Here is a 25890-nt window from a genome sequence, read left to right as displayed (position 1 = left end):
AAGTAAAAAGCGCTGGGCGCTTTTCGGACGTTGACAGCGAAAATTAACGCGCTCATTATTTATTTCAGAACATCGTTCTGGTAGATAGAACAAGTATGAATTGACCTTTAAAGGCCTGGTGATGACCCCTAATAAAAACATCGACATTCTGATCAGCGAGGTAGGCCCGCGTGATGGCCTGCAAAGCGTCGCCGCGACGATGCCTACCGCGCTGAAATTGCAGTGGCTAACGGCTTTGGCCGACGCCGGCCTCAAGGAAATCGAGATAGGCTCATTCGTCTCCCCCAAGCTGCTGCCGCAGATGGCCGATGCGGCGCACTTAGTGGTGCATATGCGTCAACGCCGGGACGTGTTTGTCACGGCGCTGGTGCCGAACCTCAAGGGCGCCCAGGCCGCTTTCGACGCCGGCGTGCAGAAAATCACCCTGCCGATCTCCGTCAGCGAGCCGCATTCCCTGGCCAATATCCGCAAGACTCATCAACAGGTGTTCGAGGAGGTTCGCCAGGTCATTGCCCTGCGCAACGAACACTTCCCGAAGGTGCAAGTGGAGGCTGGGTTGTCGACGGTATTCGGTTGCACGATCCAGGGCGAAGTGCCTGAGGACGATGTGATTCGCATGGCGCTGCGCATGGCCGAGCTGGGCGTGGATGAGGTAGGGCTGGCGGACACCGTCGGCTACGCCAACCCGGCTCAGGTGCGCCGGGCGTTTATCCGCTTGCACAGCGAAATCGGCGCCAAGGCTGGCAGTGCCCATTTCCATAACACCCGCGGCCAGGGGCTGGCGAATGTGCTGGCGGCGCTCGATGTGGGGGTCACCACGTTCGATGCCTCACAGGGCGGGATTGGCGGCTGCCCATATGCGCCGGGCGCGTCGGGCAACATCGTGACCGAAGACTTGGTTTACCTGCTCGAATCCATGGGCCTGCGTACCGGCGTCGATATCGACAAGCTGGTGGCGGCACGTGAATGGCTGCAAAAAGGCCTGCCAGGCGAGCCGCTCTACGGGTTCATTCCGGATGCCGGCGTGGGCAAGAACTTCCACTACGCAGGGGCTGTACGATGAACACGCAGAATCACAAGATCCAGGCGCTGCCATTGGCGGGCATCCGCGTGGTCGAGTTTGTGCACATGGTCATGGGCCCGACCTGCGGGCTGGTGCTGGCCGATCTTGGTGCCGAAGTGATCAAGGTCGAACCGACGCCGGCTGGCGACAACACCCGGCGGTTGACCGGTTCGGGCGCCGGCTACTGGATGACCTACAACCGCAACAAGAAAAGCTTCGCCGTCGACATCAAGACCGAGGAAGGGATGGCGGCGGTGCGCAAGCTGATCGAAAGCGCCGACGTGGTCACCGAAAACTTTCGTCCAGGCGCCATGGAAAAACTCGGCCTGGGCTTTGAGCAGGTCAAGGCGATCAAGCCCGACGTTATCTACAGCTCCATGAAAGGCTTTTTGCCGGGCCCTTACGAACACCGCACTGCACTGGATGAGGTGGTGCAGATGATGTCCGGGCTCGCGTACATGACCGGCCCCGAAGGCCGCCCGCTACGCGCTGGTGCCTCGGTGAATGACGTGATGGGCGGGATGTTCAGCGCCATCTCGATCCTGGCCGCACTGTGGCAACGCAAGGCGACCGGGGAGGGCCAGTTTGTGCAGACCGGCCTGTTCGAGAACTCCGCGTTCCTGGTCGGCCAGCACATGATGCAGATGGCGACCACCGGCCAGCCGGCAGCGCCGATGCCCAGCCGTCTTTCAGCGTGGGCGATCTATGACGTGTTCAACGCCCGGGATGACGAGCAGGTGTTCATGGGCGTGGTGAGTGACAGCCAATGGCTGAGCTTCTGCCAGGCGTTTGGTTTTGAACAACTGGGCAGCGACCCCGAACTGGCGCGCAACACCCAGCGTGTGCATGCCCGTTCGCGAATCCTGCCGCTGGTGCGGGAGCGGCTGGCCACGCTGCCCAAGCAGCAAATCATGGACATGTGCGAGCAGGCCGGCTTGCCGTTCTCGCCGATCCAGCGGCCTCAGGATCTGTTTGACGATGTGCACCTGAATGCCTCCGGCGGCCTGGCGCATCTGACGCTGGATAACGGCGAGGAAGTGAAGGTGCCGATGCTGCCGTTTGAAATGAATGGCCGGCGTTTCGATACGCGCCTGAACGTGCCACAACTGGGCAGCCATTCGCAGGCGTTACTTGAAGAGCTGGGTTATGCCGCCAGGGATGTCGACGCCTTGCGCGCTCGTGGCGTGGTCCGCTAGGTCCTTTTGTCGCCATTCCAATAACAATAATGTCGAGGAAACCCGTCATGGCAATTGTCACGACACCTGCATCAGGCGCCCCAGCCATCACCGCCGTGGTGCTGGATGCAGAGCAAACCCGCGTCCTGCACAAGGCCGCCTGGCGTCTGATCCCGCTGCTCGCCCTGGCTTACTTTTTCAACTACCTGGACCGCACCAGCGTTGGCTACGCCGCCTTGCAAATGACCGAACAGCTGGGTTTGACCGCCACGCAATTCGGCCTGGGTGCGGGGATTATGTTCGTTGGCTACTGCCTGTGTGAGGTGCCGAGCAACCTGGCGATGTACCGCTTTGGCGCCCGGCGGTGGATGGCGCGCATCATGATTACCTGGGGGATTGCGGCGGCTGCCACCGCCTGGGTCGTCGGCCCCTACAGCTTCTACGCCATGCGCCTGGTGCTGGGTGTGGCCGAGGCCGGGTTCTTTCCCGGCGTGATCTTTTTCCTGACCCTGTGGTTTCCTGCGCAGTACCGCACGCGGGTGCTGGCATGGTTTACCGCGGCCACGCCGATTTCGTTCCTGGTGGGCGGCCCGCTGTCGGTGTGGCTCCTGCAAATGCACGGCATCTGGGGTTTGGCAGGCTGGCAATGGATGTTTCTGATCGAGGGCGTCCCGGCGTGCATCCTCGGGCTGATCACGTTGAAAGTGCTGACCAACCAGCCTTCCGAAGCCAAATGGCTGTCGGCACAGGAACGTGCCGTGCTCACCGGCTTGCTGGCTGAAGAGCAAAGCCAGGGCCAGCACCGCCACGGCTTCAAGGCTGCCCTGAAAGACCCTCGGGTGTGGATCCTCAGCTCGATTACCTTCAGTTTTACCCTGGGCTCCTACGGCATTGGAATCTGGCTGCCGCAGATGCTCAAGGCCCACGGTGTCGAGATCAGCATGATTGGCTGGGCGGCGGCGATTCCCTACTTTTTTGCAACCATCGGCCTGTTGGTTTGGGCGAAACACGTGGACCGCACCGGCAAGGGGATTTTCAACCTGACCGTGGCCATGCTGCTGGCTGGCCTGGCGCTATTGGTCGCCTTGCAGATGGACACATTGGTGGCCGCCCTGGCCGGGATCACCCTGGCGCTGGTGGGGACGATTGCCGGCAAGACCATTTTCTACACCTTGCCGGGCAAGTTCCTGCGTGGCCAGGCCGCTGCCGGTGGTATTGCGCTGATCAACTCGATCGGTGCCTTTGGCGGTTTTGTCGGGCCCTACCTGATGGGCTTTCTCAAGGACTACACCGGCTCGTTCACGGCGGGCCTGATGGTGATGGGGTGCATCATGTTCGTCGCGGCCGCGATGGTTATGTCGCTGCGGCTTTTCCTGCGGGACGCATAATGCGGTGGCTGCACCCCGGCGCAAAAGGGTATGTTACGGCGACTGAAAGTGTCTGGCGCGACCGGGACGGCAATGATGCCGCCGCTTGCGCCGGCGATGAATACCCAATGAGTGGCCATGAGTACCGAACCCAACAACAGTCTTGCTGATCAAGCCGGCAGTCCGGAAGGCGGCGTTGCTGCAGTCGATCGCGCGTTTTCCATTCTCGCGGCCTTCAATATCGACCAGGAGAGCTTGAGCCTGGCGGAGATCGCCCGGCGCACCGGCTTGTATAAAAGCACCATCCTGCGCCTGATCACCTCGCTGGAAAAAGCCGGGTTTGTGCGGCGCTTGAGTGACGGCCAATACGCCGTCGGGCCTGAACCTCTGCGCCTGTCCCAGCTATATCAAGCCTCGTTCCGCTTGCGGGATGTGATCCTGCCGCTGCTGGAATCCATCACCGAAGAGAGCGGCGAGACCTCGTCTTTCTACGTCTATGAAAACGGCAGCCGGGTGGTGTTGTTCCGTGTCGAGCCCAAGCGCGCGGTGCGGGTCTCGGTGCTGGAAGGCGCGCGGTTCCCGCTGCATGCCGGGGCTTCCGGCAAGGTCCTGCGCGCGTTCTCACGCCAGGGTGACGCCACACTGACTCAGGAGCGTGAACGCTGCTGGGCCTGCTCGTTCGGCGAACGCGACCCGGAAACCACCGCCGTCTCCGTCCCCGTGTTTGCAATGGGCGGTGAGCTCAAGGGCGCGTTGACGCTGTCGGGCCCCTCCGACCGATTGCTGAAAGAACACATCCCCCACGCCGCATCGATCCTGCTGCGCAACGCGGCGATCGCCACCAGCGCGTTGGGGGGCAACAACACCGAGTTGCGAGCGGCCCTGGAAAAACTCAATCCTTGAAGGGGTGGTGTTTTTGTGGGCTGATCTGGAATTCAACACAGGACGATCAAGATGGACGTGGCAATGGAACTGTCGTTTGAGGTGACGGAGAAAGAGCGCCAGGCCATCCTCCAGCCGCTGAGGGCATACAACATCAGCCAATGCGGCGAGAACCCGTTCGAAACGTTTGGGCTGTTACTGCGTGATCCCGCCAGCCAGGAAGTGGTGGGCGGCCTGTACGGGAAAATTTCCTATGGCTGGATGTTCATTGAGCTGTTGAGCGTGCCTGAGTCAATGCGCACTCAAGGCATGGGCTCGCGGCTGATGCGCGCGGCTGAGGAGCTGGCACGGGAGAAAGGGTGTGCGGGGATCTGGCTGGACACCTTCAGCTTCCAGGCGCCCGGGTTCTACCGGAAGCTGGGTTTCAGCGAGTTCGGGCATATCGCCGAGTACCCGCCAGGGCACACGCGCCACTTTTTCCAGAAGCACCTGGCCTGAGGGCTGGCGGGTCACCGTTCACCACGTGACCAAGCCGTCGAGGCCCTGATCGGACTTCAAGTACCTGAGCACGTTCTGCGCCTGGGCCTTCTCTTCAAACGGGCCGACAAATGCCCTCTAACGCTTCAAACACCCACAAACTTTATTGGATTGCAGCAACAATTTTTCTTGTTGGACACCTCCCTCCCCAAGCAGCAAAGATGCGGCCACTGACGCTCGACCTTCCAGGTCAACAATAAAAAATCGAGCCGGGCTGCACGCCGTTTTCTTGCAGTGAACCCTTTGTTCACTACCTGCTTTACTGGCGCCGCAGCGCGCACTTAAGGACCTCACCACCATGCAAACTGTTGTGAACCTATGGCCGCTGATTGGCGTACTCGTCATCGTGGTCGGCTTTGTGTTGCGCTTCAATCCGCTGCTGGTCGTCACGGCGGCAGCGATTGCCACCGGGTTTGCCGCCCACTTTCCACTGGAAAAGATCCTCGCCACCATGGGCGACGGCTTCCTCCAGACTCGCGCCTTGCAATTGATCCTGTTGTTGCCCCTGGCTGTCATCGGCTTGCTGGAGCGCCATGGCTTGCGCCTGCATGCGCAAAACTGGATCGCGCGTTTTGAGCGTGCCACGGTCGGGCGCTTGTTGATCATCTACCTGTTTGTGCGTGAATCCACAGCGGCCATGGGCCTGACGAGCCTGGGCGGGCACCCGCAGATGGTGCGCCCGTTGCTGGCGCCGATGGCGGAAGGCGCGGCGGAAAAACGCTATGGCAAACTCCCCGACAAGCTTCGCCACAAGGTCCTGGCCATGTGTGCCGCGACCGACAACGTCGGGCTGTTTTTTGGCGAGGATATCTTCGTCGCCTTTGGTGCGATTGCGTTGATGCACACCTTCCTGCTGGGTTCGGGGATTGATGTGGAGCCTCTGCACATTGCGGTCTGGGGCATCCCGACGGCGATCTGCGCCTTCATCATTCACGCCATTCGCTTGCACCGCTTTGACCGAATGCTGACCCGAGAGCTGTTACCGGCCAATACAGCGGAGGCGGCGCAATGATCATTTCCATTCAATACCTGTACTGGCTGGCCGGCGTTCTGCTGGTGATCACCGCCGGGATGATCCTGATGGATCGCACCCACCCCAAGCGCTGGTCGAGTTCGTTGTTCTGGCTGCTGTTTGCCATTCCGTTCCTGGTGGGGGAGCGCCTGCCCTCGGTGGTGGTCGGCGTGGGCGTGGTGGTGATGGCACTCATCGCGGGCCTGGGCGGCGTAGGCCGCGGCGCGCATGCCCAGTTGCATGACAAGGCCGCACGGGCCAGCGCTGGTCGCCTGGGGCATAAATTGTTTATCCCGGCATTGGCCATTCCGTTGACCACGGTGATCGGCTCGGTATTGCTCAAACACACCGAGATCGGCGGCGTGCCGCTGCTGGACCCGAAGAACACCACCTTTGTTTCCCTGGGTATCGGCTGCCTGATTGCACTGGCGCTGGCCTGCTGGCTGACGCGGGACACCCCGGTGCAAGCCCTTCGCGAATCCCGGCGCCTCACCGAAGCGCTGGGCTGGGCGATGGTGCTGCCGCAGATGCTGGCGATGCTCGGGCTGTTGTTCAACGAAGCGGGCGTGGGCACAGCGGTGGCGCACATCACCACCACCTATATCAACCTGGATTACAAGCTGGTAGCGGTGATGGTGTATGTGTTGGGCATGGCACTGTTTACCGTGATCATGGGCAATGGCTTTGCCGCCTTCCCGGTGATGACCGGCGGCGTTGGCGTACCGGTGCTGGTGGGCATCTACGGCGGCAACCCGGCGGTGATGGCTGCCATCGGCATGTTCTCCGGTTACTGCGGTACGCTGATGACACCCATGGCGGCCAACTTCAATATTGTCCCGGCAGCATTGCTGGAGCTGCCGGATAAAAACGCGGTCATCAAGGCACAGATGCCGACCGCGTTGATGATGCTGGTGGTCAATATTGTCCTGCTCTACCTGCTGATGTGAGGCTGTAATGCGCACTGTATTGCTGACGGGTTTCGAACCGTTTGACCAAGACCTTGTCAACCCGTCCTGGGAGGCGGTACGCCTGTTGGAGGGTGTGCAGCTGGGCGCTGATGTGCGGATTGTCGCGCGGCAGTTACCCTGTGCCTTTGCCACGGCGGGCGAGCGCCTGGCTCAGCTGTTGGCCGAACACCGCCCGCAGATGGTCATTGCTGTCGGGCTGGGCCCCGGGCGCAGTGATATTTCCATCGAGCGGGTCGCGATCAACCTCAATGACGCGCGGATTCCGGACAACCTGGGTGAGCAACCTGTCGACACGGAAGTGCTGCCCGGCGGCCCTGCGGCCTACTTCGGCACCTTGCCGAGCAAGGCCATGGTGAGGGCCGTGCGCGAGGCCGGCATTGGGGCCAGCGTGTCGCAAACCGCCGGCACTTTCGTGTGCAACCAGGTGTTCTATCTGTTGCAGCACGCGCTCGCCGGGTCAGGGGTACGCAGCGGTTTCATCCATGTGCCGTGGCTGCCCGAGCAGGTGGTGGGCCGAATACCCGAGCCGGCCTCGATGGCGTTGCCGATGCAGGTCGAGGGCTTGCGGATTGCGCTGCTGACGGCCTGGAATACCCTGGTGGATATCACTGAAACGGGTGGGCAAGTCAGCTGAGGTTTTCGGCTTCGCGTCCCGGGAAAAACAACGCGAAGCTTGTCACATCGTTCTCGCTGCTCACGCTGTATCGGCCGTTATGCAACTGCATGATGGTCGCGACAATCGACAGCCCCAATCCATTGGAGTGCGCCGAACGCTCCCGTGATTCATCCACGCGATAAAACCGCTCGAACAACCTGGGCAAGTGCTCCGCCGGGATGGTCGCGCCGTGGTTGGTCACTGTCAGGTTGATGCCTTCGGCGCAGGGTGTGGCCTGGATCAGCAGTTCAGAGGCGGGCGCACCATATTTGATGGCGTTGGCGCACAGGTTGGCCAGGGCACGGCGCAGCAGCATCGGCTCGGCCCAGATCACACCGGCGCCCTGGGCGAGGATGCTGATGTCGACATCGCCCGCCAGGCCTTCGAAGTAGTCGGCCATGCGTTCCACTTCATTGGCCGCGTCCAGTTCCTGGCGCTGGCGCAGTGCACTGGCCGGGTCGGTGCGGGCCAGGAACAGCATGTTGTCGAGCATGCGCGCCAGGCGTTCGAGTTCTTCGACGTTGGAGGCCAGCAGTTGCTGGTAGGCTTCGATGCTACGGTGTTGCTGCAGCGCCACCTGGGTTTCCCCGAGCAAGTTATTGATCGGCGTGCGCAGTTCGTGGGCCATGTCGGTGGAGACCTGGCCCAGTTGCACAAAACCCTTGGCCAGGCGTTCGAGCATGGTGTTGAACGAATCAATCATCGGCAGCAGTTCTTTGGGGGCGCCGTGGCTGTCGAGGCGCGCGGCGAGGTTGCCGACGCCGATGCCCTGGGCATGCACGGCCAGGCGCCGCAATGGCAGCAGGCCGCGATGCACCATCAGGTAACCGACCACCGCCAGTACCAATGCCGCGATGCTGGCGAGGATATAGACACTCAGCCGGTAGCTGGCGAGCACTGCGGTGCGCTCGGTCATCAACCGCCCGGTAGTGACTTGCAGGCTGCCCAGGTCGCCTGAATCGATGGTGGCGGCAAGGGTGGAGAAGGGGACGCCATTGACGCCGGGCAAATGCTGCACGTCGGCGAATTCCAGGGCGTGGTCCCGGGGCACCGGTGCAACGTCGGGCATGTCGATGTTGCCGGGGTTCACTTCCAGCAGCGGTTTCTGCCCGGGTGCGGCGATGCTCAGCACCGATTCGCGGTTGCCGAGCATATTCTGGAACAGTTCGGGCTTGGTCTTGATCAGGTCCAGGGTGTTGCTGTCGTTCAGCAGGTTGCGCAGTTGGTCGACGCGGTAGATCAGCGCAGCGTCGTCACGGTGGATCAGTTCGCGCTCAAGGTCGCGGTACAGCGCCACGCCGAGGGTTGCCAGCAGGGCGAACGCCAGCAGGGCGAAGATCAGCGCCAGGCGCAGCGTCAGGGAGTAATGCCGGGGCTTGCTCATGGTTGCGTATCGAAGCGATAGCCGATGCCGCGCACGCTATGGATCAGCTTGAGCTGGAACGGGTCGTCGATTTTCAGGCGCAGGCGGCGCACGGCCACGTCGACCACATTGGTGTCGCTGTCGAAATTCATGTCCCACACCCTTGAGGCGATCAGCGAGCGCGAGAGTACCTGGTCCTGATGGGTGGCGAACAAGTGCAACAAGGCGAACTCCTTGTTGGTCAGGGTGATGCGCACGCCGCCACGGCTGACGCGGCGCTTGAGCACGTCGATCTGCAGGTCGGCGATCTGCAAGTGTTCTTCTTCACGGCTTGGCCCGCGCCGGGTCAGGGTGCGCAGGCGCGCCACCAGTTCGGCGAAGGAAAACGGCTTGATCAGGTAATCGTCGGCGCCCAGTTCCAGGCCCTTGATGCGGTCGGCAATATCGTCCCGGGCGGTCAGGAACAGCACCGGCGTGTCGGCTTCCTTGCGCAGGCGACGCAGCACTTCCCAGCCGTCCATCTTCGGCATCATCACGTCCAGCACGATCACGTCGAACGGGGTTTCCAGGGCCTGGTGCAAACCGTCCACGCCATCGCGGGCAAGGCTCACGGAGTAACCCAGTTCCTGCAGGCCGTTAAGCAGGTAGTTGCCCGCCTTGGGCTCGTCTTCGACTACGAGGATATTCATGGGATTCGCCCTGGTGATGTGCAGTTCTTGCGTGGCGCAAGTGTAGCCCGATCAATTGTCATTGGGGCAGCCGATGCCCTGTACTTGATAGTCCAGCACGTGTTCGCGGCCCTGGCTGTCGAGGTAGTCGAGGCGCGCAGGAACAATGCCGCACTGGCCGTAGGTATCGGTGCTCGACAGTACTTTGGCCACGTCCATGTGCATGAAGAAGCCGGGGGTGTCATGGATCACCGAGGTGGTGGCGGTGGTATCGGCAAAGGCCGAGCCGGTGGCGAGGAGGGCAGCAAAGCCGAGGATAAACAGTTTCATGGCGGTATCTCTCTTTAAGGGTTGGCTGCCGGTATCCGGCAGTGAGTTCACAGTAACCAGGCGACACAAACAGCCAGCCAACAGGATGATGACAAGATCGTAATGAAGGGCTTAAGGCTGGCGGCCGGACGCTTCGAGGATCAGGTCGGTGATTTCCTTGGCGTGGGAAACCAGGGACAAGTGGCTCGATGGCACCTCGATGGTGGTGGCGTTCATGCGCTTGGCGAGAAAGCGTTCCAGGTCCGGGTTGATGGTCTGGTCATTGCTGGACACCGCATACCAGGACGGCTTGGTGTGCCACGCGGCGTTGACGGTGCGACCGCTGAACAGGGTCTTGGCGATCGGTTGTTGCACGGCGTACAGCTCCATGGCCTTGGCGTGGGGTACATCGGCGGCAAAGTACTTGAGGAAGGCGTCCTGGTTCAGGGTCAGGTAACCGTCGTGCTCCACCACACCGGCCCGCACGGGTGTGCTTGGGTACTTGGCGGACAGGGCGACGAAGTCTTCGTTGGCGTCCGGAGCGCGGGCGGCGACGTATACCAGGGAGCTGACCTTGGGGTTGGCCCCGGCGTCGCTGACCACGGTGCCGGCGTAGGAATGGCCGACCAGCACGGTAGGACCGTCCTGTTGATCGAGTACGCGATTGGTGGCAGCGACATCATCCGCCACCGAGGTCAGCGGGTTTTGCACGGCGGTTACATGCAAGCCGGCGGCCTGCAGGCGGGTAATCACTTCGGACCAACTGGAACCGTCGGCCCAGGAGCCGTGTACCAGCACTACGTTATTGGCTTTCACCGGTGCAATCGGGCCGGCCACGGCGGCGCCGGTCCCCAGCATCAACAGGCTGGCGGCGATCAGGCAGAGTTTGCTTGCAGGTTTCATGGGCGGGCTCGCTTCATTTTCAGTGGGAAGTTGGGTCACCCGCTGTGGGTGACTGACGACTTCACTGTATGAAGTGAGGGTGCGGGCAACACTGACAGCTTGATGACAAGTTTGTAATGCAATGGGCAGCCGGAAGGCTGCCCTGGTTGGACGGTGACCCATCAGACAGTACGGGCTGCTTGCAGGCGTTCAGCGCCGCCTTCCGCCAGGCCGCGTTCGTGCAGGCGATCTGCGCCGCCCTCGGCGAGCAGGTGGGATGGCTGGTCTTTGACCGCGCCAGCGTGGGTGTCGGCCGACGCCATGGATGACAGCCCGAGGCCCGCGATGACAGTCAGGCCGAGTACCAGGGACGAAGCTTTCGAGAGATTGAACATGATGAGGCTCCTACGCGTGAGTCAGCCGGATTGGCTGGTGGTCGTAGTTAATCGCCGGGGTGTATCTGCCATGTGTGCCCAGGCGTGGCGAAATGCGGGTTCGCGTATCCAGGCGGGGTTCCCATACAGTCCGATACAAACCACGGGAAGGTTTACAGCGTTTGGGCCGATCCGTAGATTGCACCAGGCAAGTGGTTCGTCAGCGCCCAAGACCGGGTGACGAAAGCAAGAGGAAGCCGAGCAGTGTCCACCCGCGATTCAGCTGTATTCGCCCACCGTTACCGCGCCTTTCTGTTCGATATGGATGGCACACTCCTGAACTCCATTGCCGCCGCCGAGCGCGTATGGGCCACCTGGGCTGAACGCCATGGGCTGGATGTCGAGGCCTTTCTGAAGACCATCCATGGTGCCCGGGCCATCGATACCATCACCCGCCAGGCGTTGCCCGGTGTGGACGCGCAGGCTGAGGCGCAGTGGATTACCGAGGCTGAACTTGAGGATGTGGAAGGGGTGGTGGCGATTGCGGGCGCGGTGGAATTCCTCAACGCATTGCCCGGCGATCAATGGGCGCTGGTTACGTCTGCCCCCAAGGCACTGGCTCTGCGCCGTATGCAGGCGGCCGGGATCAACCCGCCGGCGGTGCTGGTCACCGCGGAGGATGTCGCCAGCGGCAAGCCGGATCCGGCCTGTTATGTGCTCGGTGCGCAACGGCTGGGAGTACCGGTACAGGACTGCCTGGTGTTTGAGGATGCCAGCGTCGGGATTCGCGCCGGCGAGGCGGCGGGGGCCGATGTGATGGTGGTGACGTCGACCCACCTTGTGCCCATGGTCACCGCGCATCCGTCGATTGACGGGTATGAGCGTCTACAGGTTCAGCGGGACGAAGCCGGGCTGTTGCATCTACAGCGCCTGGCGTAAAAAAAGGCCGACCCGGTTACCCGGTTCGGCCTTCTTCGTAAAGGGGCGGTTCAACGTTGGAGCTGTTTCCAGTCAGCGTCTGCAGGCGGTTGCCCTTGAGCCCCTGGCGGGACAAGACCATTTCCTTGAGGATTTCGCTGGCAAGCCTGGCAATCGCCTCCGGCCCTCGATGGTGGGCGCGGACGATGCCGGTCACCGCAAAGTGATCAGCTTCCGGGCCGCTCAGAATCGCGGAAAGCGTGCCATCGGCATGCAGGGTGCAGACGATTTTGTAGCTCGGCAGGCGCGCTGCCAGTGCTGATTCGATTTCGCTTTTACTCAGTGTGTCCATCAGCGCTACAACCTTTCACCGACCGTGCATGCCCAAGCATAGGTTGTGTCGCGCAGCTGTAAATACCGGCGATCTGATAGCAACTGCGGCGGCGGTTTCAACCCGCTTGCGGGATACACCGCGCTGGGGCAACGAACTTCAAGATGAAACCCAAAGCCGTCAGGATGAGGCTTTGCGGCGATCACTGTGAGGCGCGCGCCGGCACAGTCTGCGATGGACGGCGACCTGAATGGGCTTGAGGCAGAAGAAAAACAAGTACGCGCTCAGGAACAGCGTCAGGTCCAGCCATGAGTAGGCTTTGTCGGAGGAACCTTCGATTTCGAACTTGAGGCCATACTCCAGCGCCACAAACGCCACGCTGATCAGCGTGACAATCAACCAAGACTTGGATAAGTAAGGCTGTTTAACGGTACGCCTCATCAACGTGCTCCTTGGCGCGCTGCAGACTGTAGGGGATTTGTCACGAGATTCGGCCCTGGAAAACTCCACAAGTTCCCTTTGTTTGCAGGCTGTTTCATGCGTTGAACGCAGCCAGCGACTATTACTGAGAAGTGTTCCTGCCATGTGTCATACAAAAGGGAGTACGCCTTATGTTGGTTCAGTGGTTTCTTGCAGCAGTCCATTTACTGGCATTCGCCATGGCATTGTCGGCCGTGCTTGCGCGTGGCAAGGCATTGCGCGGTGTATCTGATAGTGACCCATCCACCCTGCGCCGCGTATTGATCGCGGACAACATCTGGGGAATCAGTGCCCTGTTGTTATTGGTAACCGGTGGCCTGCGGGCCTTCGGCGGCTACGAAAAGGGCAGTGATTATTACCTGCACCAGCCGTTGTTTCACGTGAAGATGACGCTGCTTGTATTAATTTTGTTACTGGAGCTCGCGCCGATGATTCGCTTTATCAAATGGCGCATCGCGTTGGCGCGTGGCACGCGCCTCGATTTGCACCAGGCAGGTCTTTTTGCGCGCATCAGTCATGTGCAGGCGTTACTGCTGGTGCTGATGATGATTGCAGCGAGTGGCATGGCACGCGGTGTCGGCCTGGGATGACGCTGGCCTGACGCTGGAACAAGGGAATAGGGCGCGCTGGCCGCGGGAAGCCTCGAGCAGGCTGAAAGAGGTTTTCGCCAGCCGTTACAGTGAACGAAAGGGCTGGCTACTGGAGGCGCTTCAAGGTGTCTGGTTTTTATCCGGAGCCGTCAGGCCCGCCTGGATACGTTGGTAGATCTCCTCGCGATGCACGGCAACGTCCTTTGGAGCATTGATGCCGATTCTTACTTGCTGGCCGCTAACGCCCAGGATGGTGATCGTGATGTCATCACCGATGTTTATGCTTTCACCGACTTTGCGGGTGAGTATCAGCATGGACTTCTCCTTGATTGCTTTGAAGGACACATGTTTCAGACAGGGCAGATGTCGGATGTGTGTAGCTTACTGCGAAGCGCTTCCCTGTGGCTGCCTCTTTTAGGACGCATAGAGGCGGCATTAATTCCCATGCCGCCATCATACAGGTCTGCGATACATCATTCGCATTGTTTAAGCCAACGTTTATGACGGCCAGAATAGACAGTGAATGATAAAGTCGCCTCTTTGATCCTCTAAGGAGCAGGGTAGTGCGTAAAGTAGCGATGGCAATTGCGGTGTTGGCATTGGCCGGTTGCGGTGAAGGTAAAAGTGTCGACGCCCCCAAGGCCAGGCCTGCCGTTGCCGAGGCGCCCGCCCAGGCGCAACCTGCGGTCGGCGCGATCGCCTCTCAAGAATGGGATGTATGGGTGGGGCCGCCGGATCACAAGCTGCAGGCGATGACTGACCTGACCGCGTGGTTGCTGGAACACGGTTTCAGTTTCTATCTGGCGAAGGAAGACGGTAAGGACCAGGTGCTGCTGGGCCCATTCAGCACCAGGGCCGAGGCCGAGGCGAAACAAGCGCAGTTGACCGAGAAACTGGCGACTGCGAAGAAGAATGACACGGTGTCCGAGGTCATCGAACACAAGGTTGCGCAGTAAAGAGTCGACAAGCGGGAGGCCATGGCGCTCCCGCTTTTTTCGTTCAGCCGCAGGCTTTCAAGTTCACCGGGCCGACAAATTCATTGCCGCGCCCCATCACGCACGCCACGGTTTGATTGCGCTGGCGTTCCCAGGGCTGTACCGGGTAGGTCTTGTTCCAGGCTTCATACAGCTGGCGATCCTGTTTCGACAGGCGCAGGCCATACTGCTTGCTCATATAGAAATAGGTTCGGGCGATCATGCCGCGAATGGAAGGGCGGGGCATGACCTTCTTGGCCTTGAAGTCCACCTGGGTCAGGCATGATCCATATTGGCCGCTTTGTACCGGCAGCCAGCCAAAACTGAAATTGTTTCGGTCGCCATTCACCTCGCCGATGCTCGGCACCAGGTTGTGCAGGTCGGCTTCGGCCCGCTTGTAGACCGCGTCCTTGCGGGTGCAGTTCTTGCGCCCGCCATCCTGCCAGCACTGGCGCTGATGGCCGATCTGCCAGGCCGGAACAATGTGTTCCCATTCAATACGTGCCGCCCGGTTGGCGTTTTTGCGCGGGATATAGCCGCAGGCTTTCAGGTCTACCCGGTTGCCGTTGTATTTGCAGCCGCAATAGAACTCCGTGGATTGCGGTTCATACAGTTTCCAGGCGATTTTCTTGGCTTCGCTGAACGTCCTGGGGGCTTGGGCGTGAGCGGTGACAGCAAAAAACACGAACAACACACTGATAAAACGGACACTCATTGACTCAATCTTCCTTCGGCACAACCCAGAAAATCTGCACGCCGCCGTCATCGCGATAAGCGAGGGTGACGTTATCGTTTTCTGCTATCTCTTCCAGTAGTCGTGCCCACTCGTCTTCCGGTTCCTCCGGCAAACGAAAAATCAACGCCGCCTTGTTTTTTTGGGCATTGGTGGAGTTGATGATTTTCTGCACTCGAACGGCCAGTCGTTGGTAGGCATCAGGAGGTGTTGGTGCTGCGGAAGAGGGCTTTGCCACGGAGTATTCCTTATTAGGCTGTACGTGCATACAGTATTTAACTGTGGGCAATTTCGCAACTGCTTAAAATTCAAGAATTTCTTCTGACAGTGGTTTTGCCGATTTGGTGTAGGAACGCTTTGTTTTTCAAAGGTTTTTTTGCGCGGGGGTAAAGCGGAGGAAATCAGACCCGCTCGCGGTACGCCACGAGCGGGATGGCCCAACCGTTGCCGGCCGGGCCCGGGAGCGATCAATATTCCCAGAACATCCGTTGCAGTTCCTTGCTGTCCTGGGTCTTGGTCAGGGCGACCATGGCCAGGATGCGGGCTTTCTGCGGGTTCAGGTCATGGGCAACTACCCAGTCGTATTTGTCGTCTGGTTGTTCGGCGTTACGCAGAACGAAACCACCGGCATTCACGTGGGAAGAGCGAATGATCTGTACGCCTTGCTTGCGCAGTTCCTGCAGGGCAGGCACCACCTTGGACGACACCGAACCATTGCCGGTACCGGCGTGGATGATGGCTTTCGCGCCGGCCTGGGCCAGGGCCTTGTAGGCGGTGTCGCTTACATTGCCATAGGAATAGGCGATTTCGACGTCCGGCAGGCTTTTGATGGTCTTGATGTCGAATTCCGAGTTCATGGTGTGACGCTTGGCTGGCAGGCGGAACCAGTAGGATTTGCCTTCAACCACCATGCCCAGCGGGCCCCATGGGCTCTTGAACGCTTCAGTCTTGATGTTGATCATCTTGCTGACGTCGCGACCCGACTGGATCTCGTCGTTCATGGTCACCAGTACGCCTTTGCCGCGGGCGTCCTTGCTGCCGGCGACGGCAACGGCGTTGTACAGGTTGAGCATGCCATCAGCCGACATGGCGGTGCCTGGGCGCATCGAGCCGACCACGACGATTGGCTTGTCGGTCTTTTCCACCAGGTTGAGGAAGTAGGCAGTCTCTTCCAGGGTGTCGGTACCGTGGGTGATCACGATGCCGTCGACGTCCTTGCTGTCGGCCAGTTCGGCGACACGACGACCCAGTTGCAGGAGGTTTTCGTTGGTGATGCTTTCGGAGGCAATTTGCAATACTTGTTCGCCGCGGACATTGGCGATCTGGCTAAGCTCAGGAACACCGGCGATCAATTGTTCGATGCCGACCTTGGCGGCCTGGTAGGTCGCACTGTTGGCCGCGCTGGCGCCGGCGCCGGCGATGGTGCCGCCGGTGGCAAGGATCACCACGTTGGACAGTTTTTGCTGGGTTTCAGCTTCTTTTGCCTGAGCGGCAACGGGGAACAACAGCAGGAGGGCTAACGCGCCCGGTACGAAAGTTTTCAACGCAGATTTCATTATTCTTCTCTCTAGTTTTGATGAGTGCTGATGCAGGTTCATCTAGAAACACCCGGGCGGTTCTGAGCGCCACGAGGTGCTGAGTAAGAGCAGGATTTGTACCAGCGGGATTTTGTTGGGCAATAGAATTTAACCTATTGATTTATATCTATATTTGTTTGATTTGTAAGTAAATGGCTTGGTCTTCTGTCCGGCTTTCCGAACAAAGCGGTGCGCAGGTGTTCGGTTGTCCGAAAAGGATGACGGAAAAGTTTGGGTTTAAACGCAGGAGGAACGCCGCGACCTGTCGTTTCAGAGAACGATCCAGCAACGCGGATGTTTAAAGGGGGTACCGGATGGCTTCGAGGGCAGGGCGTAAAGCGGATTCATCAAAAGGCTGTTTTCTCCCGTTGACAAATCTCGACAAGCTTCTCATAGTTTGACCTAACGCAAACGTTTGCGAGATGTTTCACGGGGTCCTCCTCGAGTGTCGTGAAAGCTCGTATCAGCCTCCCGGGTGGGTTGGCTGCCGAAGCGTTCTTCGGTGCAAGCGTTGCTCACAATAATCATAAGATCGGAGTGAACCCATGAAGCTGCCATTTGCTGGACGTCTTCTTGCTGTCGCTGTGCTTGCTGCCGCATCCGCTGCCCTGCCTCTTTCCTCTGCATTTGCTGCCGAGACCGCCGCCAAACCCAAGGTCGGCCTGGTCATGAAATCCCTCGCCAACGAATTCTTCGTCACCATGCAGGACGGTGCCAAGGAATACCAGAAAGCCCACGCCGCCGACTTCGACATGATCACCAACGGGATCAAGAACGAAACCGATACCAGTGCTCAGATCGATATCGTCAATCAGATGATCCTGTCCAAGGTTGACGCGATCGTCATTGCTCCCGCCGACTCGAAAGCCCTGGTCACCGTGCTGAAAAAGGCCTCTGACAAAGGCATCAAGGTCGTCAACATCGACAACCGTCTGGATGTGGATGTACTGAAAAGCAAAAACCTTGATATCCCGTTCGTAGGTCCAGACAACCGCAAGGGCGCGCGCCTGGTCGGTGAAGAACTGGCCAAGCACCTCACCAAGGGTGACCAGGTTGGCATCATCGAAGGTGTGTCCACCACCACCAACGCCCAGCAGCGTACCGCTGGCTTCAAGGACGCGATGGATGCCGCCGGCATGAAGATCGTCTCCACCCAATCCGGTGAGTGGGAAATCGACAAGGGCAACGCGATTGCCGCTGCCATGCTCCAGGCAAACCCGAACATCAAGGCGCTGCTGGCCGGTAACGACAACATGGCACTGGGCGCAGTATCCGCCGTACGTGGCGCCGGCAAGGCTGGCAAGGTGCTGGTCGTAGGCTACGACAACATCGAGGCCATCAAGCCGATGCTGCAGGACGGCCGTGTCCTGGCCACCGCCGACCAGGCTGCTGCCCAGCAAGCCGTTTTCGGTATCCAGAACGCTCTGAAGCTGGTCAAGGGTGAAAAAGTCGATGCCGTGGATGGCATGATCGAAACCCCGGTCGAACTCATCCTCAAGAAGTAATTCCCCGGCAGCACAAAACAGCGTCCGCTCACCCGAGCGGACGCCTGGAGACGTTCCTATGTCATCTTCCGCACCGAACTCTGTCCTCTCGGTCAGCGGTATCGGCAAGACCTATGCCCAACCGGTTCTGTCCGACATCACCCTGACGCTCAATCGTGGGGAAGTGTTGGCGCTTACCGGTGAGAATGGCGCGGGGAAAAGCACCCTGTCGAAAATCATCGGCGGGCTGGTTACCCCGACCGACGGCCAGATGCAGTTCAATGGCCAGGCCTACACGCCAGGCAGCCGGACCCAGGCTGAAGAGCAGGGCATCCGCATGGTCATGCAGGAGCTTAACCTGCTGCCAACCCTGACGGTCGCTGAAAACCTGTTCCTCGATAACCTGCCCAGCCACGGTGGCTGGATCAGCCGCAAGCAACTGCGCAAGGCCGCCATTGAAGCCATGGCCCAGGTCGGCCTGGACGCTATCGACCCGGACACCCTGGTCGGCAGCCTCGGCATCGGCCACCAACAGATGGTCGAGATCGCCCGCAACCTGATTGGCGACTGCCACGTACTGATCCTCGATGAACCTACGGCGATGCTGACCGCCCGTGAAGTCGAGATGCTGTTCGAACAAATCACCCGCCTGCAGGCCCGGGGCGTGGCGATTATCTATATTTCCCACCGGCTCGAAGAACTGGCCCGGGTTGCCCAGCGCATTGCGGTGCTGCGTGACGGCAAGCTGGTGTGTGTCGAGCCGATGGCCAACTACAACAGTGAGCAACTGGTCACGCTGATGGTGGGCCGCGAACTGGGCGAGAAAATCGACCTGGGCCCGCGCACCATCGGCGCGCCGCTGTTGACGGTAAAAGGCCTGACCCGCTCGGACAAGGTCCGCGACGTGTCGTTTGAAGTGCGTGCCGGCGAAATCTACGGCATCTCCGGCCTGATCGGTGCGGGTCGTACGGAATTGCTGCGCCTGATCTTCGGCGCCGACCTGGCCGACAGCGGCACCGTGGCCCTGGGCACACCTGCGCAAGTCGTCAGCATTCGCTCGCCCGTCGACGCGGTTGGCCATGGCATCGCCCTGATCACCGAAGACCGCAAGGGCGAAGGCCTGCTGCTGACCCAATCCATCGGCGCCAACATTGCCTTGGGCAACATGCCGAAGGTGTCCAGCGGTGGCCTGGTGAACAGTCGTGACGAAACGGCCTTGGCCAAGCGCCAGGTGGACGCCATGCGTATCCGCAGTTCCAGTCCAGCGCAGCTGGTGTCCGAGCTGTCGGGTGGCAACCAGCAGAAGGTGGTGATTGGCCGCTGGCTGGAGCGCGATTGCGCGGTGATGCTGTTCGATGAACCGACCCGAGGCATCGACGTCGGCGCCAAATTCGATATCTATGCGTTGCTCGGCGACCTGACCCGCCAGGGCAAGGCGCTGGTGGTGGTGTCCAGCGACCTGCGTGAGTTGATGCTGATCTGCGACCGCATCGGCGTACTTTCCGCCGGGCGCCTGATCGAGACCTTCGAGCGCGACAGCTGGACCCAGGACGAATTGCTTGCCGCTGCTTTTGCCGGCTATCAGAAACGTGATGCGCTGCTCAACGACGCAGCGCCTAGGAATACCCCATGAAAACCACTTCCTCCCCCGCAAAACGTGGCGGCAACTTCTATGGCCTGGGCACCTACCTGGGCCTGGCCGGCGCCTTGCTGGCGATGATTGCGCTGTTCTCGTTCCTGAGCGACCACTTCCTCTCGTACGACACCTTCAGCACCCTGGCCAACCAGATTCCCGACCTGATGGTGTTGGCAGTCGGCATGACCTTCGTGCTGATCATCGGCGGCATCGACCTGTCGGTAGGCTCCGTGCTGGCCCTGGCCGCATCGGCCGTCAGTGTGGCGATTCTCGGCTGGGGCTGGAGTGTGTTGCCGGCAGCCGTGCTGGGCATGGGCTGCGCCGCGTTGGCCGGGACCATTACCGGTTCGATCACAGTGGCCTGGCGGATCCCGTCATTCATCGTGTCCCTCGGCGTGCTGGAAATGGCGCGCGGCGTGGCGTACCAGATGACCGGCTCGCGTACCGCATACATCGGTGATTCGTTTGCCTGGCTGTCCAACCCGGTGGCGTTCGGCATTTCACCTTCGTTCATCATCGCGTTGCTGGTGATCATCGCCGCGCAGCTGGTGCTGACCCGTACCGTGTTCGGTCGCTACCTGATCGGCATTGGCACCAACGAAGAGGCCGTGCGCCTGGCGGGTATCAATCCCAAGCCCTACAAGATCCTGGTGTTCAGCCTGATGGGCCTGCTGGCGGGTGTGGCGGCGCTGTTCCAGATTTCGCGCCTGGAAGCGGCCGATCCCAACGCCGGTTCCGGCCTGGAGCTGCAAGTGATCGCTGCGGTAGTGATCGGTGGCACCAGCCTGATGGGCGGGCGTGGCTCGGTCATCAGTACCTTCTTCGGCGTGCTGATCATCTCGGTACTGGCGGCAGGGCTGGCGCAGATTGGCGCCACCGAGCCGACCAAACGTATCATCACCGGTGCCGTGATCGTGATCGCGGTGGTGCTCGATACTTACCGCAGCCAGCGCGCCAGTCGGCGAGCCTGAGCCATGGCAACGATCAAGGATGTGGCCGCGCTGGCGGGGATTTCCTACACCACGGTGTCTCATGTGGTGAACAAGACGCGCCCGGTCAGCGAGCCGGTACGGATCAAGGTCGAGGCGGCCATCAAGCAGCTCGACTATGTACCCAGTGCGGTCGCGCGCTCGCTGAAGGCCAAGACCACAGCCACCATCGGCCTGTTGGTGCCCAACAGCCTCAACCCGTATTTTGCGGAACTGGCCCGGGGCATCGAGGATTACTGCGAGCGTAACGGCTATTGCGTGATCCTCTGCAACTCCGACGATAATGCTGAAAAGCAGCGCAGCTACCTGAGGGTGCTGCTGGAAAAACGCATCGACGGCTTGATCGTGACCTCGGTGGGCGGCGACGACAGCGGCCTGGCGACAGGCCTCAAGGCGGTGCGCACGCCGATGGTCATCGTCGACCGTGCACTGGACGGGATCGATGTCGACCTGGTGCGCATCGACCACGAACAGGGTGCTTACCTGGCGACCCGGCACTTGCTCGATCTGGGTCATCGCGACATTGCCTGCATTGGTGGCCCGAGTCATACCCGCGTGGCGCAAATGCGGATGGCGGGCTACTACCGCGCCTTGGCCGAGGCGGGGCTCGAAGTGCCGGCCGGCCGTGTGCTGGAAAGTGATTTCACCAGTACCGGTGGTTACGCGGCCGCGGCGCAATTGCTGGCGGATAATCCCCCCAGCGCGATTTTTGCCGGCAACGACATGATTGGCTTCGGCGTCTTGCGCGCCGCTGCCGAACGTAATATCCGGGTGCCCGGTGAGCTGTCGGTGATCGGGTTTGATGATATCCAGATGAGCCAGTACGTGTACCCGGCGCTGACCACCGTGGGCCAGTCGATCCTGCAGCTGGGAGAGATGGCGGCCGAGCTTTTACTGCGACGAATTGCGACACCCCAATTGCCGATCGATCAACGCATCGTGACGCCGAGTATTGTCCTGCGCGAGTCGACGGCGCCGTTGGCCGGTGTGTTTGCCCAATACCGCTGAACCGAATTGATGAGTATTGATGTATGCCAGCAAAAGTAGTGGTAATAGGCAGCCTGAACATGGACCTGGTCACCCGGGCCAGCCGGCTGCCCCGCGCCGGTGAAACTCTGATCGGCCAATCGTTTTCCACCGTTCCCGGCGGCAAGGGCGCGAACCAGGCGGTCGCTTCGGCGCGCCTCGGGGCTGAGGTCGCCATGGTCGGCTGCGTGGGTACCGATGCCTATGGCGCGCAATTGCGCGACGCGTTGCTGGTGGAGGGCATTGATTGCCAGGCCGTCAGCACCGTCGACGGTTCCAGCGGCGTGGCGCTGATCGTGGTGGATGACAGCAGCCAGAATGCGATCGTTATTGTCGCCGGTAGCAATGGCGAGCTGACCCCAGCCAAATTACAGGCATTTGACAGTGTGCTGCAGGCTGCCGACGTGATTGTCTGCCAGCTGGAAACGCCGATGGAGACTGTCGGCCATGCCCTCAAGCGCGGTCGCGAGCTGGGCAAGACGGTGATCCTGAACCCGGCGCCGGCCAGTGGTCCGCTGCCCGAGGATTGGTACGCCGCCATCGACTACCTGATTCCCAATGAAAGCGAAGCCTCGGCCTTGAGCGGCGTGGTGGTCGACTCGCTGGACAGCGCCAAGGCCGCCGCCACGCGCCTGATCAAGGCCGGTGCTGGCAAAGTGATCATTACCCTCGGCTCCGAAGGCGCGTTGTTTGCCGATGGCCAAGGCTTCGAGCACCTGGTCGCGCCCAAGGTCAAGGCGGTCGATACCACGGCTGCCGGTGACACCTTCGTCGGCGGTTTCGCAGCCGCGCTGGCCAACGGCAGGAGCGAGGCCGAAGCCATTCGTTTCGGCCAGGTAGCCGCCGCGCTGTCCGTGACCCGCGCGGGTGCGCAACCCTCTATTCCCACATTGCATGACGTCCAAGGTTTTGTGCCCTCATGAAAAAGACTCCCTTGCTCAATATCGCGCTGTCGCGGGTGATCGCATCCCTTGGCCATGGCGACATTCTGGTGATCGGTGATGCCGGCTTGCCGGTGCCGCCGGGTGTCGAGCTGATCGACCTGGCGCTGACCAAAGGCATTCCGGATTTCGTCAGTACCTTGCGCATCGTCCTCAGCGAGATGCAGGTGGAAAGCCACGTGCTCGCGGAAGAAATCCTGCTCAAGCAACCGCCGGCCCTGGCGGATCTCAATACCCTGACCGAACAGGCCGCCCTCGGCGAGCGCCGCCTGGTCAGCCATGAAGAGTTCAAGCAGCTCAGCCGCAAGGCGAGGGCGGTGGTGCGCACCGGCGAGTGCCAGCCCTACTGCAATATCGCGCTGGTTTCCGGCGTAACGTTCTAGAATTCCCCAACGACAAGGAGTGCGTCATGCAACGTGGTACCCAAACCCTGCGACACCTGTTCCGGAGTGTGCTGCTTTTGTCCGTGCTAACTGCTGCAAGCGCCCACGCGGCGGAAAAAATCGACCTGATCATCGACACCGACCCCGGTGCCGACGACGTGGTTGCCTTGCTGTTCGCCATGGCTTCGCCCGATGAACTGCAGATCCGCGCGCTGACCACCGTTGCCGGTAACGTGCGCCTCGACAAGACCTCCCGCAACGCACGCCTGGCCCGCGAATGGGCAGGGCGCGAGGACATCCCGGTATATGCCGGTGCACCGAAACCGATGCTGCGCACGCCGATCTACGCTGAAAACATCCATGGCAAGGAAGGCATCTCCGGCGTCACCGTGCATGAGCCGAAAAAAGGCCTGGCCGAAGGCAATGCCGTTGATTACCTGATCAAGACCCTCAGCACCGCCAAGCCCCACAGCATCACCATCGCCATGCTCGGTCCGCAGACCAACCTGGCGCTGGCATTGACCCAGGCGCCGGAGATCACTCAAGGCATCAAGGAAGTGGTGGTGATGGGCGGCGCGCACTTCAACGGCGGCAATATCACGCCGGTGGCCGAGTTCAACCTGTTCGCCGACCCGATCGCGGCCGAGATCGTGCTCAAGAGCGGCGTCAAGCTGACCTACCTGCCGTTGGACGTGACCCACAAGGTCCTGACCAGCGACGCACGCCTGAAGCAAATCGCTGCGCTGAACAACAACGCGAGCAAGGTGGTGGGCGATATTCTCAATGAATACGTCAAGGGCGACATGGAGCACTACGGCATCCCGGGCGGCCCGGTGCATGACGCTACCGTCATTGCCTACCTGCTCAAGCCTGCGCTGTTCAGCGGCCGTGAGGTCAACGTGGTGGTGGACAGCCGTGAAGGCCCGACCTTCGGCCAGACCATCGTCGACTGGTACGATGGCCTGAAACAACCGAAGAACGCGTTCTGGGTTGAAAGTGGCGATGCCCAGGGCTTCTTCGATCTGCTGACCGAACGCCTTGGTCGCCTGAAGTAAACAGCCTGCCGGTCGACGTTCGTCGGCCGGGTCTTATTCGCGCTCGGGGTCTGGCGCCCCCATGTGATCGGCCGGGTATTTCTCGAATACCTGGCCGATGAATGCCTGCGCGGCTTGTGTGCCCAGTTCCTTGACCAGCAGGTCGATACCGATGATTGCCAACTCCTCCGGGCTGCCCGGGCTGTAGGAGCTTTGCCCGTGGGGCCACTTGGCTTTGATGTCGGCGTGGATCGTGACGATGGTCATGGGTGTCTCGCGAGGCTGAAAGGCGGTTAGTGCGTTCTGCGTGTGGAGTTAACCATTTTGCGCCGTGTTTGGCACTGCTACTTAGGCATGAGGGGAGGGCTGTGCGACACTGTCCGCCTGTTTAATTGCCAGGGCAAACCGCGTGCAGATCGACTTGAACAACCCCGACAACCTGACGCTGGACGCTGTGCGGCAGCTGCTTGCGTCCGCCAGTGACAACGTTCACACCCAATTGCGCGTTACCAAGGCCGGTATTGCCTACATTTCTTCGGGCGTGGTGGGTGGCGTCGATATCGACGGCCTTCTGTTCCGCCTGGAGACCTGGGCGGCGGGTTCGGGTTATGTCGGCAACGTCGCAGCCAGCGACGAGGTGTGGGTGATGCAGATTTTCAACGCGCTCAAGCAGAACTGGCCAACGCCGCCGTTTGATTACATCGACATCTACTGAGTGCGTTCATATCTGGTGACGATTGATTCGCCAGCGCCCGGTGTCGACTCAGGCAGACTGGCCCACAGCCAATTGTGACAATTCTGAAACCAATCGGCCAAACCACGGTCGCACGATCTCTGTCCATTTTTTCTCAAAGGAGGCTTCATGCCTTGGAAGCTCGCATCATTCGGTACTTTGTTGGCTGCGCTCGCCTTGTCGGGTTGCAGCACCCCGGGTACCTCTGAGCCAGCCAAAGACACTGCCGTGACCGATGCTGGTCATAGCCGCTGTGAGGCGAAGGCTGCCGAGTTCGCAATCGGCCAGAAAGCTTCGCCACAATTGCTGGAACAGGCCCGTAGCCGCGCCGGAGCGCAGAACGCACGCATTCTCAAGCCAGATGACATGGTCACGCTGGAATACCGCTCCGATCGCCTGAACCTCAATACCGATGACAGCCTTGTGATCAATCGGGTCAATTGCGGCTGATTGCTCCAGCGCTTTTCTCCAGGCCATAAAAAACCCCGTCACATGGACGGGGTTTTTTTAGTTCGGCGCAGAATTACTCTGGGCGAACCTGTGCAGCTTGCATACCCTTTTGGCCTTTCTCAGCCACGAAGGAAACGGTTTGGCCTTCTTTCAGGCTTTTGAAACCGTCGCTTTCGATAGCTTTGAAGTGTACGAACAGGTCGTCACCGCCACCTTGAGGAGTGATGAAGCCGAAGCCTTTTTCATCGTTGAACCATTTAACGGTGCCGGTTTGGCGATTAGACATGGTGTATCTCCAAGAAACATATATTTTCAGTAGTGCTGTGCTGCTCAGGCCAACTGGGCACACCGAGCTA

The 25890-nt window shown here is 60.5% G+C and carries 33 protein-coding genes and 1 pseudogene; 20 read left to right on the top strand and 14 right to left on the bottom strand.

Annotated elements, in window-relative coordinates; genetic code table 11:
• The first annotated feature begins 121 nt into the window (after positions 1–121).
• The 5 genes from HX807_RS23225 to HX807_RS23205 all read left to right on the top strand — a co-directional run bounded on the left by HX807_RS23225 (position 122) and on the right by HX807_RS23205 (position 4985).
• Positions 122–1063, top strand: coding sequence for a hydroxymethylglutaryl-CoA lyase (locus HX807_RS23225; protein ID WP_023659009.1), 942 nt, complete (start codon positions 122–124; stop codon positions 1061–1063).
• Positions 1060–2259 carry a CaiB/BaiF CoA-transferase family protein gene (locus HX807_RS23220; RefSeq protein ID WP_134326085.1) on the top strand — a complete coding sequence of 400 codons (1200 nt, stop codon included), beginning with the start codon at positions 1060–1062 and terminating at the stop codon, positions 2257–2259. Before HX807_RS23225 ends, HX807_RS23220 begins: the two co-directional genes overlap by 4 nt.
• A 47-nt stretch (positions 2260–2306) precedes the next feature.
• A complete protein-coding gene (locus HX807_RS23215; RefSeq protein WP_256346361.1) occupies positions 2307–3626 on the top strand; it encodes an MFS transporter in 1320 nt (439 codons plus the stop codon).
• A 117-nt stretch (positions 3627–3743) separates the two neighbouring features.
• A complete protein-coding gene (locus HX807_RS23210; RefSeq protein ID WP_102605119.1) occupies positions 3744–4508 on the top strand; it encodes an IclR family transcriptional regulator in 765 nt (254 codons plus the stop codon).
• Between the two features lie 51 nt (positions 4509–4559).
• Entirely contained in the window at positions 4560–4985 is a 426-nt protein-coding gene (locus HX807_RS23205) for a GNAT family N-acetyltransferase (RefSeq protein ID WP_177051267.1), read from the top strand.
• An 18-nt stretch (positions 4986–5003) separates the two neighbouring features.
• Here HX807_RS23205 and HX807_RS32035 read toward each other — a convergent pair.
• A pseudogene (locus HX807_RS32035) lies at positions 5004–5090 on the bottom strand (SPOR domain-containing protein); the annotation flags it as partial.
• A 232-nt stretch (positions 5091–5322) separates the two neighbouring features.
• Here HX807_RS32035 and HX807_RS23200 point away from each other — a divergent pair.
• The 3 genes from HX807_RS23200 to pcp are packed head-to-tail and all read left to right on the top strand — an operon-like array spanning position 5323 to position 7638.
• Entirely contained in the window at positions 5323–6036 is a 714-nt protein-coding gene (locus HX807_RS23200) for a DUF969 domain-containing protein (protein WP_003219990.1), read from the top strand.
• Positions 6033–6983: a DUF979 domain-containing protein gene (locus HX807_RS23195; protein WP_003219989.1), complete on the top strand. Its 951-nt coding sequence runs from the start codon at positions 6033–6035 to the stop codon at positions 6981–6983. Before HX807_RS23200 ends, HX807_RS23195 begins: the two co-directional genes overlap by 4 nt.
• A gap of 7 nt (positions 6984–6990) precedes the next feature.
• Positions 6991–7638 carry a pyroglutamyl-peptidase I gene (gene pcp / locus HX807_RS23190; RefSeq protein ID WP_008438704.1) on the top strand — a complete coding sequence of 216 codons (648 nt, stop codon included), beginning with the start codon at positions 6991–6993 and terminating at the stop codon, positions 7636–7638.
• On the opposite strand, the gene HX807_RS23185 is transcribed toward pcp, so the two are convergent.
• The 5 genes from HX807_RS23185 to HX807_RS23165 all read right to left on the bottom strand — a co-directional run bounded on the left by HX807_RS23185 (position 7631) and on the right by HX807_RS23165 (position 11276).
• Positions 7631–9043: a heavy metal sensor histidine kinase gene (locus HX807_RS23185; RefSeq protein WP_177051265.1), complete on the bottom strand. Its 1413-nt coding sequence runs from the start codon at positions 9041–9043 to the stop codon at positions 7631–7633. The genes pcp and HX807_RS23185 overlap by 8 nt on opposite strands.
• Positions 9040–9711 (bottom strand): heavy metal response regulator transcription factor, encoded by a 672-nt coding sequence (locus tag HX807_RS23180; protein ID WP_003219986.1) that lies wholly within the window; start codon positions 9709–9711, stop codon positions 9040–9042. The genes HX807_RS23185 and HX807_RS23180 overlap by 4 nt, the downstream gene beginning before the upstream one ends.
• 51 nt (positions 9712–9762) lie before the next feature.
• Positions 9763–10020 carry a DUF2790 domain-containing protein gene (locus HX807_RS23175; RefSeq protein ID WP_003219985.1) on the bottom strand — a complete coding sequence of 86 codons (258 nt, stop codon included), beginning with the start codon at positions 10018–10020 and terminating at the stop codon, positions 9763–9765.
• Between the two features lie 111 nt (positions 10021–10131).
• Positions 10132–10902, bottom strand: coding sequence for an alpha/beta fold hydrolase (locus HX807_RS23170; RefSeq protein WP_008438701.1), 771 nt, complete (start codon positions 10900–10902; stop codon positions 10132–10134).
• Positions 10903–11063: 161 nt separating this feature from the next.
• The gene (locus HX807_RS23165; RefSeq protein WP_003219983.1) at positions 11064–11276 is read right to left on the bottom strand and encodes a hypothetical protein; all 213 of its coding nucleotides are present in this window, start codon (positions 11274–11276) and stop codon (positions 11064–11066) included.
• 243 nt (positions 11277–11519) lie between these two features.
• Between HX807_RS23165 and HX807_RS23160 the strand changes: the two genes are divergently transcribed.
• Positions 11520–12194, top strand: a complete 675-nt coding sequence (locus HX807_RS23160) for an HAD-IA family hydrolase (RefSeq protein WP_003219982.1) — start codon at positions 11520–11522, stop codon at positions 12192–12194.
• 16 nt (positions 12195–12210) lie between these two features.
• On the opposite strand, the gene HX807_RS23155 is transcribed toward HX807_RS23160, so the two are convergent.
• Both HX807_RS23155 and HX807_RS23150 read right to left on the bottom strand, forming a co-directional pair.
• Positions 12211–12525 carry a hypothetical protein gene (locus HX807_RS23155; RefSeq protein ID WP_177051262.1) on the bottom strand — a complete coding sequence of 105 codons (315 nt, stop codon included), beginning with the start codon at positions 12523–12525 and terminating at the stop codon, positions 12211–12213.
• A 159-nt stretch (positions 12526–12684) separates the two neighbouring features.
• Positions 12685–12945 carry a hypothetical protein gene (locus HX807_RS23150; protein WP_003219977.1) on the bottom strand — a complete coding sequence of 87 codons (261 nt, stop codon included), beginning with the start codon at positions 12943–12945 and terminating at the stop codon, positions 12685–12687.
• 170 nt (positions 12946–13115) lie between these two features.
• Here HX807_RS23150 and HX807_RS23145 point away from each other — a divergent pair, with 170 nt between their 5' ends.
• Positions 13116–13574: a DUF2214 family protein gene (locus HX807_RS23145; RefSeq protein ID WP_177051260.1), complete on the top strand. Its 459-nt coding sequence runs from the start codon at positions 13116–13118 to the stop codon at positions 13572–13574.
• A 120-nt stretch (positions 13575–13694) separates the two neighbouring features.
• Here HX807_RS23145 and csrA read toward each other — a convergent pair whose 3' ends face one another.
• A complete protein-coding gene (gene csrA / locus HX807_RS23140) occupies positions 13695–13889 on the bottom strand; it encodes a carbon storage regulator CsrA (RefSeq protein ID WP_003192511.1) in 195 nt (64 codons plus the stop codon).
• Between the two features lie 263 nt (positions 13890–14152).
• Between csrA and HX807_RS23135 the strand changes: the two genes are divergently transcribed.
• The gene (locus tag HX807_RS23135; RefSeq protein ID WP_003219972.1) at positions 14153–14530 is read left to right on the top strand and encodes a hypothetical protein; all 378 of its coding nucleotides are present in this window, start codon (positions 14153–14155) and stop codon (positions 14528–14530) included.
• A 43-nt stretch (positions 14531–14573) separates the two neighbouring features.
• On the opposite strand, the gene HX807_RS23130 is transcribed toward HX807_RS23135, so the two are convergent.
• From HX807_RS23130 to HX807_RS23120, 3 genes are all read right to left on the bottom strand, one after another.
• Entirely contained in the window at positions 14574–15263 is a 690-nt protein-coding gene (locus HX807_RS23130; protein WP_003219970.1) for an endonuclease, read from the bottom strand.
• Between the two features lie 4 nt (positions 15264–15267).
• The gene (locus HX807_RS23125; protein ID WP_023659007.1) at positions 15268–15519 is read right to left on the bottom strand and encodes a DUF1654 domain-containing protein; all 252 of its coding nucleotides are present in this window, start codon (positions 15517–15519) and stop codon (positions 15268–15270) included.
• A 229-nt stretch (positions 15520–15748) separates the two neighbouring features.
• On the bottom strand, positions 15749–16837 hold the full coding sequence (locus tag HX807_RS23120) for an asparaginase (RefSeq protein ID WP_003219965.1): 1089 nt from the start codon (positions 16835–16837) through the stop codon (positions 15749–15751).
• A gap of 566 nt (positions 16838–17403) precedes the next feature.
• Between HX807_RS23120 and HX807_RS23115 the strand changes: the two genes are divergently transcribed.
• The 7 genes from HX807_RS23115 to HX807_RS23085 are packed head-to-tail and all read left to right on the top strand — an operon-like array spanning position 17404 to position 24372.
• The gene (locus HX807_RS23115; protein WP_177009393.1) at positions 17404–18363 is read left to right on the top strand and encodes a sugar ABC transporter substrate-binding protein; all 960 of its coding nucleotides are present in this window, start codon (positions 17404–17406) and stop codon (positions 18361–18363) included.
• Positions 18364–18421: 58 nt separating this feature from the next.
• Positions 18422–19975: a sugar ABC transporter ATP-binding protein gene (locus HX807_RS23110; protein WP_177051258.1), complete on the top strand. Its 1554-nt coding sequence runs from the start codon at positions 18422–18424 to the stop codon at positions 19973–19975.
• Positions 19972–20949 (top strand): ABC transporter permease, encoded by a 978-nt coding sequence (locus tag HX807_RS23105; RefSeq protein WP_003219960.1) that lies wholly within the window; start codon positions 19972–19974, stop codon positions 20947–20949. Before HX807_RS23110 ends, HX807_RS23105 begins: the two co-directional genes overlap by 4 nt.
• Positions 20950–20952: 3 nt before the next feature.
• Positions 20953–21975 carry a LacI family DNA-binding transcriptional regulator gene (locus HX807_RS23100; protein WP_003219958.1) on the top strand — a complete coding sequence of 341 codons (1023 nt, stop codon included), beginning with the start codon at positions 20953–20955 and terminating at the stop codon, positions 21973–21975.
• 23 nt (positions 21976–21998) lie between these two features.
• Positions 21999–22916, top strand: coding sequence for a ribokinase (gene rbsK, locus HX807_RS23095; protein ID WP_008438691.1), 918 nt, complete (start codon positions 21999–22001; stop codon positions 22914–22916).
• A complete protein-coding gene (gene rbsD / locus HX807_RS23090) occupies positions 22913–23317 on the top strand; it encodes a D-ribose pyranase (RefSeq protein ID WP_008438690.1) in 405 nt (134 codons plus the stop codon). Before rbsK ends, rbsD begins: the two co-directional genes overlap by 4 nt.
• 26 nt (positions 23318–23343) lie before the next feature.
• On the top strand, positions 23344–24372 hold the full coding sequence (locus tag HX807_RS23085; RefSeq protein ID WP_102605112.1) for a nucleoside hydrolase: 1029 nt from the start codon (positions 23344–23346) through the stop codon (positions 24370–24372).
• Between the two features lie 33 nt (positions 24373–24405).
• Here HX807_RS23085 and HX807_RS23080 read toward each other — a convergent pair whose 3' ends face one another.
• Entirely contained in the window at positions 24406–24618 is a 213-nt protein-coding gene (locus HX807_RS23080; RefSeq protein WP_003219951.1) for a hypothetical protein, read from the bottom strand.
• A 142-nt stretch (positions 24619–24760) separates the two neighbouring features.
• On the opposite strand from HX807_RS23080, the gene HX807_RS23075 reads away from it, so the two are divergent.
• On the top strand, positions 24761–25066 hold the full coding sequence (locus HX807_RS23075) for a hypothetical protein (protein WP_008438689.1): 306 nt from the start codon (positions 24761–24763) through the stop codon (positions 25064–25066).
• A gap of 147 nt (positions 25067–25213) precedes the next feature.
• The gene (locus tag HX807_RS23070) at positions 25214–25534 is read left to right on the top strand and encodes an I78 family peptidase inhibitor (RefSeq protein WP_003219948.1); all 321 of its coding nucleotides are present in this window, start codon (positions 25214–25216) and stop codon (positions 25532–25534) included.
• A gap of 73 nt (positions 25535–25607) precedes the next feature.
• On the opposite strand, the gene HX807_RS23065 is transcribed toward HX807_RS23070, so the two are convergent.
• Positions 25608–25820 (bottom strand): cold-shock protein, encoded by a 213-nt coding sequence (locus HX807_RS23065; protein ID WP_003179963.1) that lies wholly within the window; start codon positions 25818–25820, stop codon positions 25608–25610.
• Positions 25821–25890: the final 70 nt, after the last annotated feature.

Source organism: Pseudomonas sp. D8002, assembly GCF_013385695.1.
In the GTDB taxonomy this organism is placed as follows: Bacteria; Pseudomonadota; Gammaproteobacteria; order Pseudomonadales; family Pseudomonadaceae; genus Aquipseudomonas.
Note: the sequence above shows the minus strand (reverse complement) of the source record. Positions and strands in the feature narration are given on the sequence as shown.

What these genes read in the sequence shown, in the direction of transcription:
- HX807_RS23225 (WP_023659009.1), top strand. Translation starts at nt 122, where the DNA reads ATGACCCCTAATAAAAACATCGACATTCTGATCAGCGAGGTAGGCCCG.
- HX807_RS23220 (WP_134326085.1), top strand. Translation starts at nt 1,060, where the DNA reads ATGAACACGCAGAATCACAAGATCCAGGCGCTGCCATTGGCGGGCATC.
- HX807_RS23215 (WP_256346361.1), top strand. Translation starts at nt 2,307, where the DNA reads ATGGCAATTGTCACGACACCTGCATCAGGCGCCCCAGCCATCACCGCC.
- HX807_RS23210 (WP_102605119.1), top strand. Translation starts at nt 3,744, where the DNA reads ATGAGTACCGAACCCAACAACAGTCTTGCTGATCAAGCCGGCAGTCCG.
- HX807_RS23205 (WP_177051267.1), top strand. Translation starts at nt 4,560, where the DNA reads ATGGACGTGGCAATGGAACTGTCGTTTGAGGTGACGGAGAAAGAGCGC.
- HX807_RS23200 (WP_003219990.1), top strand. Translation starts at nt 5,323, where the DNA reads ATGCAAACTGTTGTGAACCTATGGCCGCTGATTGGCGTACTCGTCATC.
- HX807_RS23195 (WP_003219989.1), top strand. Translation starts at nt 6,033, where the DNA reads ATGATCATTTCCATTCAATACCTGTACTGGCTGGCCGGCGTTCTGCTG.
- pcp (WP_008438704.1), top strand. Translation starts at nt 6,991, where the DNA reads ATGCGCACTGTATTGCTGACGGGTTTCGAACCGTTTGACCAAGACCTT.
- HX807_RS23185 (WP_177051265.1), bottom strand. Translation starts at nt 9,043, where the DNA reads ATGAGCAAGCCCCGGCATTACTCCCTGACGCTGCGCCTGGCGCTGATC.
- HX807_RS23180 (WP_003219986.1), bottom strand. Translation starts at nt 9,711, where the DNA reads ATGAATATCCTCGTAGTCGAAGACGAGCCCAAGGCGGGCAACTACCTG.
- HX807_RS23175 (WP_003219985.1), bottom strand. Translation starts at nt 10,020, where the DNA reads ATGAAACTGTTTATCCTCGGCTTTGCTGCCCTCCTCGCCACCGGCTCG.
- HX807_RS23170 (WP_008438701.1), bottom strand. Translation starts at nt 10,902, where the DNA reads ATGAAACCTGCAAGCAAACTCTGCCTGATCGCCGCCAGCCTGTTGATG.
- HX807_RS23165 (WP_003219983.1), bottom strand. Translation starts at nt 11,276, where the DNA reads ATGTTCAATCTCTCGAAAGCTTCGTCCCTGGTACTCGGCCTGACTGTC.
- HX807_RS23155 (WP_177051262.1), bottom strand. Translation starts at nt 12,525, where the DNA reads ATGGACACACTGAGTAAAAGCGAAATCGAATCAGCACTGGCAGCGCGC.
- HX807_RS23150 (WP_003219977.1), bottom strand. Translation starts at nt 12,945, where the DNA reads ATGAGGCGTACCGTTAAACAGCCTTACTTATCCAAGTCTTGGTTGATT.
- HX807_RS23145 (WP_177051260.1), top strand. Translation starts at nt 13,116, where the DNA reads ATGTTGGTTCAGTGGTTTCTTGCAGCAGTCCATTTACTGGCATTCGCC.
- csrA (WP_003192511.1), bottom strand. Translation starts at nt 13,889, where the DNA reads ATGCTGATACTCACCCGCAAAGTCGGTGAAAGCATAAACATCGGTGAT.
- HX807_RS23135 (WP_003219972.1), top strand. Translation starts at nt 14,153, where the DNA reads ATGGCAATTGCGGTGTTGGCATTGGCCGGTTGCGGTGAAGGTAAAAGT.
- HX807_RS23130 (WP_003219970.1), bottom strand. Translation starts at nt 15,263, where the DNA reads ATGAGTGTCCGTTTTATCAGTGTGTTGTTCGTGTTTTTTGCTGTCACC.
- HX807_RS23120 (WP_003219965.1), bottom strand. Translation starts at nt 16,837, where the DNA reads ATGAAATCTGCGTTGAAAACTTTCGTACCGGGCGCGTTAGCCCTCCTG.
- HX807_RS23115 (WP_177009393.1), top strand. Translation starts at nt 17,404, where the DNA reads ATGAAGCTGCCATTTGCTGGACGTCTTCTTGCTGTCGCTGTGCTTGCT.
- HX807_RS23110 (WP_177051258.1), top strand. Translation starts at nt 18,422, where the DNA reads ATGTCATCTTCCGCACCGAACTCTGTCCTCTCGGTCAGCGGTATCGGC.
- HX807_RS23105 (WP_003219960.1), top strand. Translation starts at nt 19,972, where the DNA reads ATGAAAACCACTTCCTCCCCCGCAAAACGTGGCGGCAACTTCTATGGC.
- HX807_RS23100 (WP_003219958.1), top strand. Translation starts at nt 20,953, where the DNA reads ATGGCAACGATCAAGGATGTGGCCGCGCTGGCGGGGATTTCCTACACC.
- rbsK (WP_008438691.1), top strand. Translation starts at nt 21,999, where the DNA reads ATGCCAGCAAAAGTAGTGGTAATAGGCAGCCTGAACATGGACCTGGTC.
- rbsD (WP_008438690.1), top strand. Translation starts at nt 22,913, where the DNA reads ATGAAAAAGACTCCCTTGCTCAATATCGCGCTGTCGCGGGTGATCGCA.
- HX807_RS23085 (WP_102605112.1), top strand. Translation starts at nt 23,344, where the DNA reads ATGCAACGTGGTACCCAAACCCTGCGACACCTGTTCCGGAGTGTGCTG.
- HX807_RS23080 (WP_003219951.1), bottom strand. Translation starts at nt 24,618, where the DNA reads ATGACCATCGTCACGATCCACGCCGACATCAAAGCCAAGTGGCCCCAC.
- HX807_RS23070 (WP_003219948.1), top strand. Translation starts at nt 25,214, where the DNA reads ATGCCTTGGAAGCTCGCATCATTCGGTACTTTGTTGGCTGCGCTCGCC.
- HX807_RS23065 (WP_003179963.1), bottom strand. Translation starts at nt 25,820, where the DNA reads ATGTCTAATCGCCAAACCGGCACCGTTAAATGGTTCAACGATGAAAAA.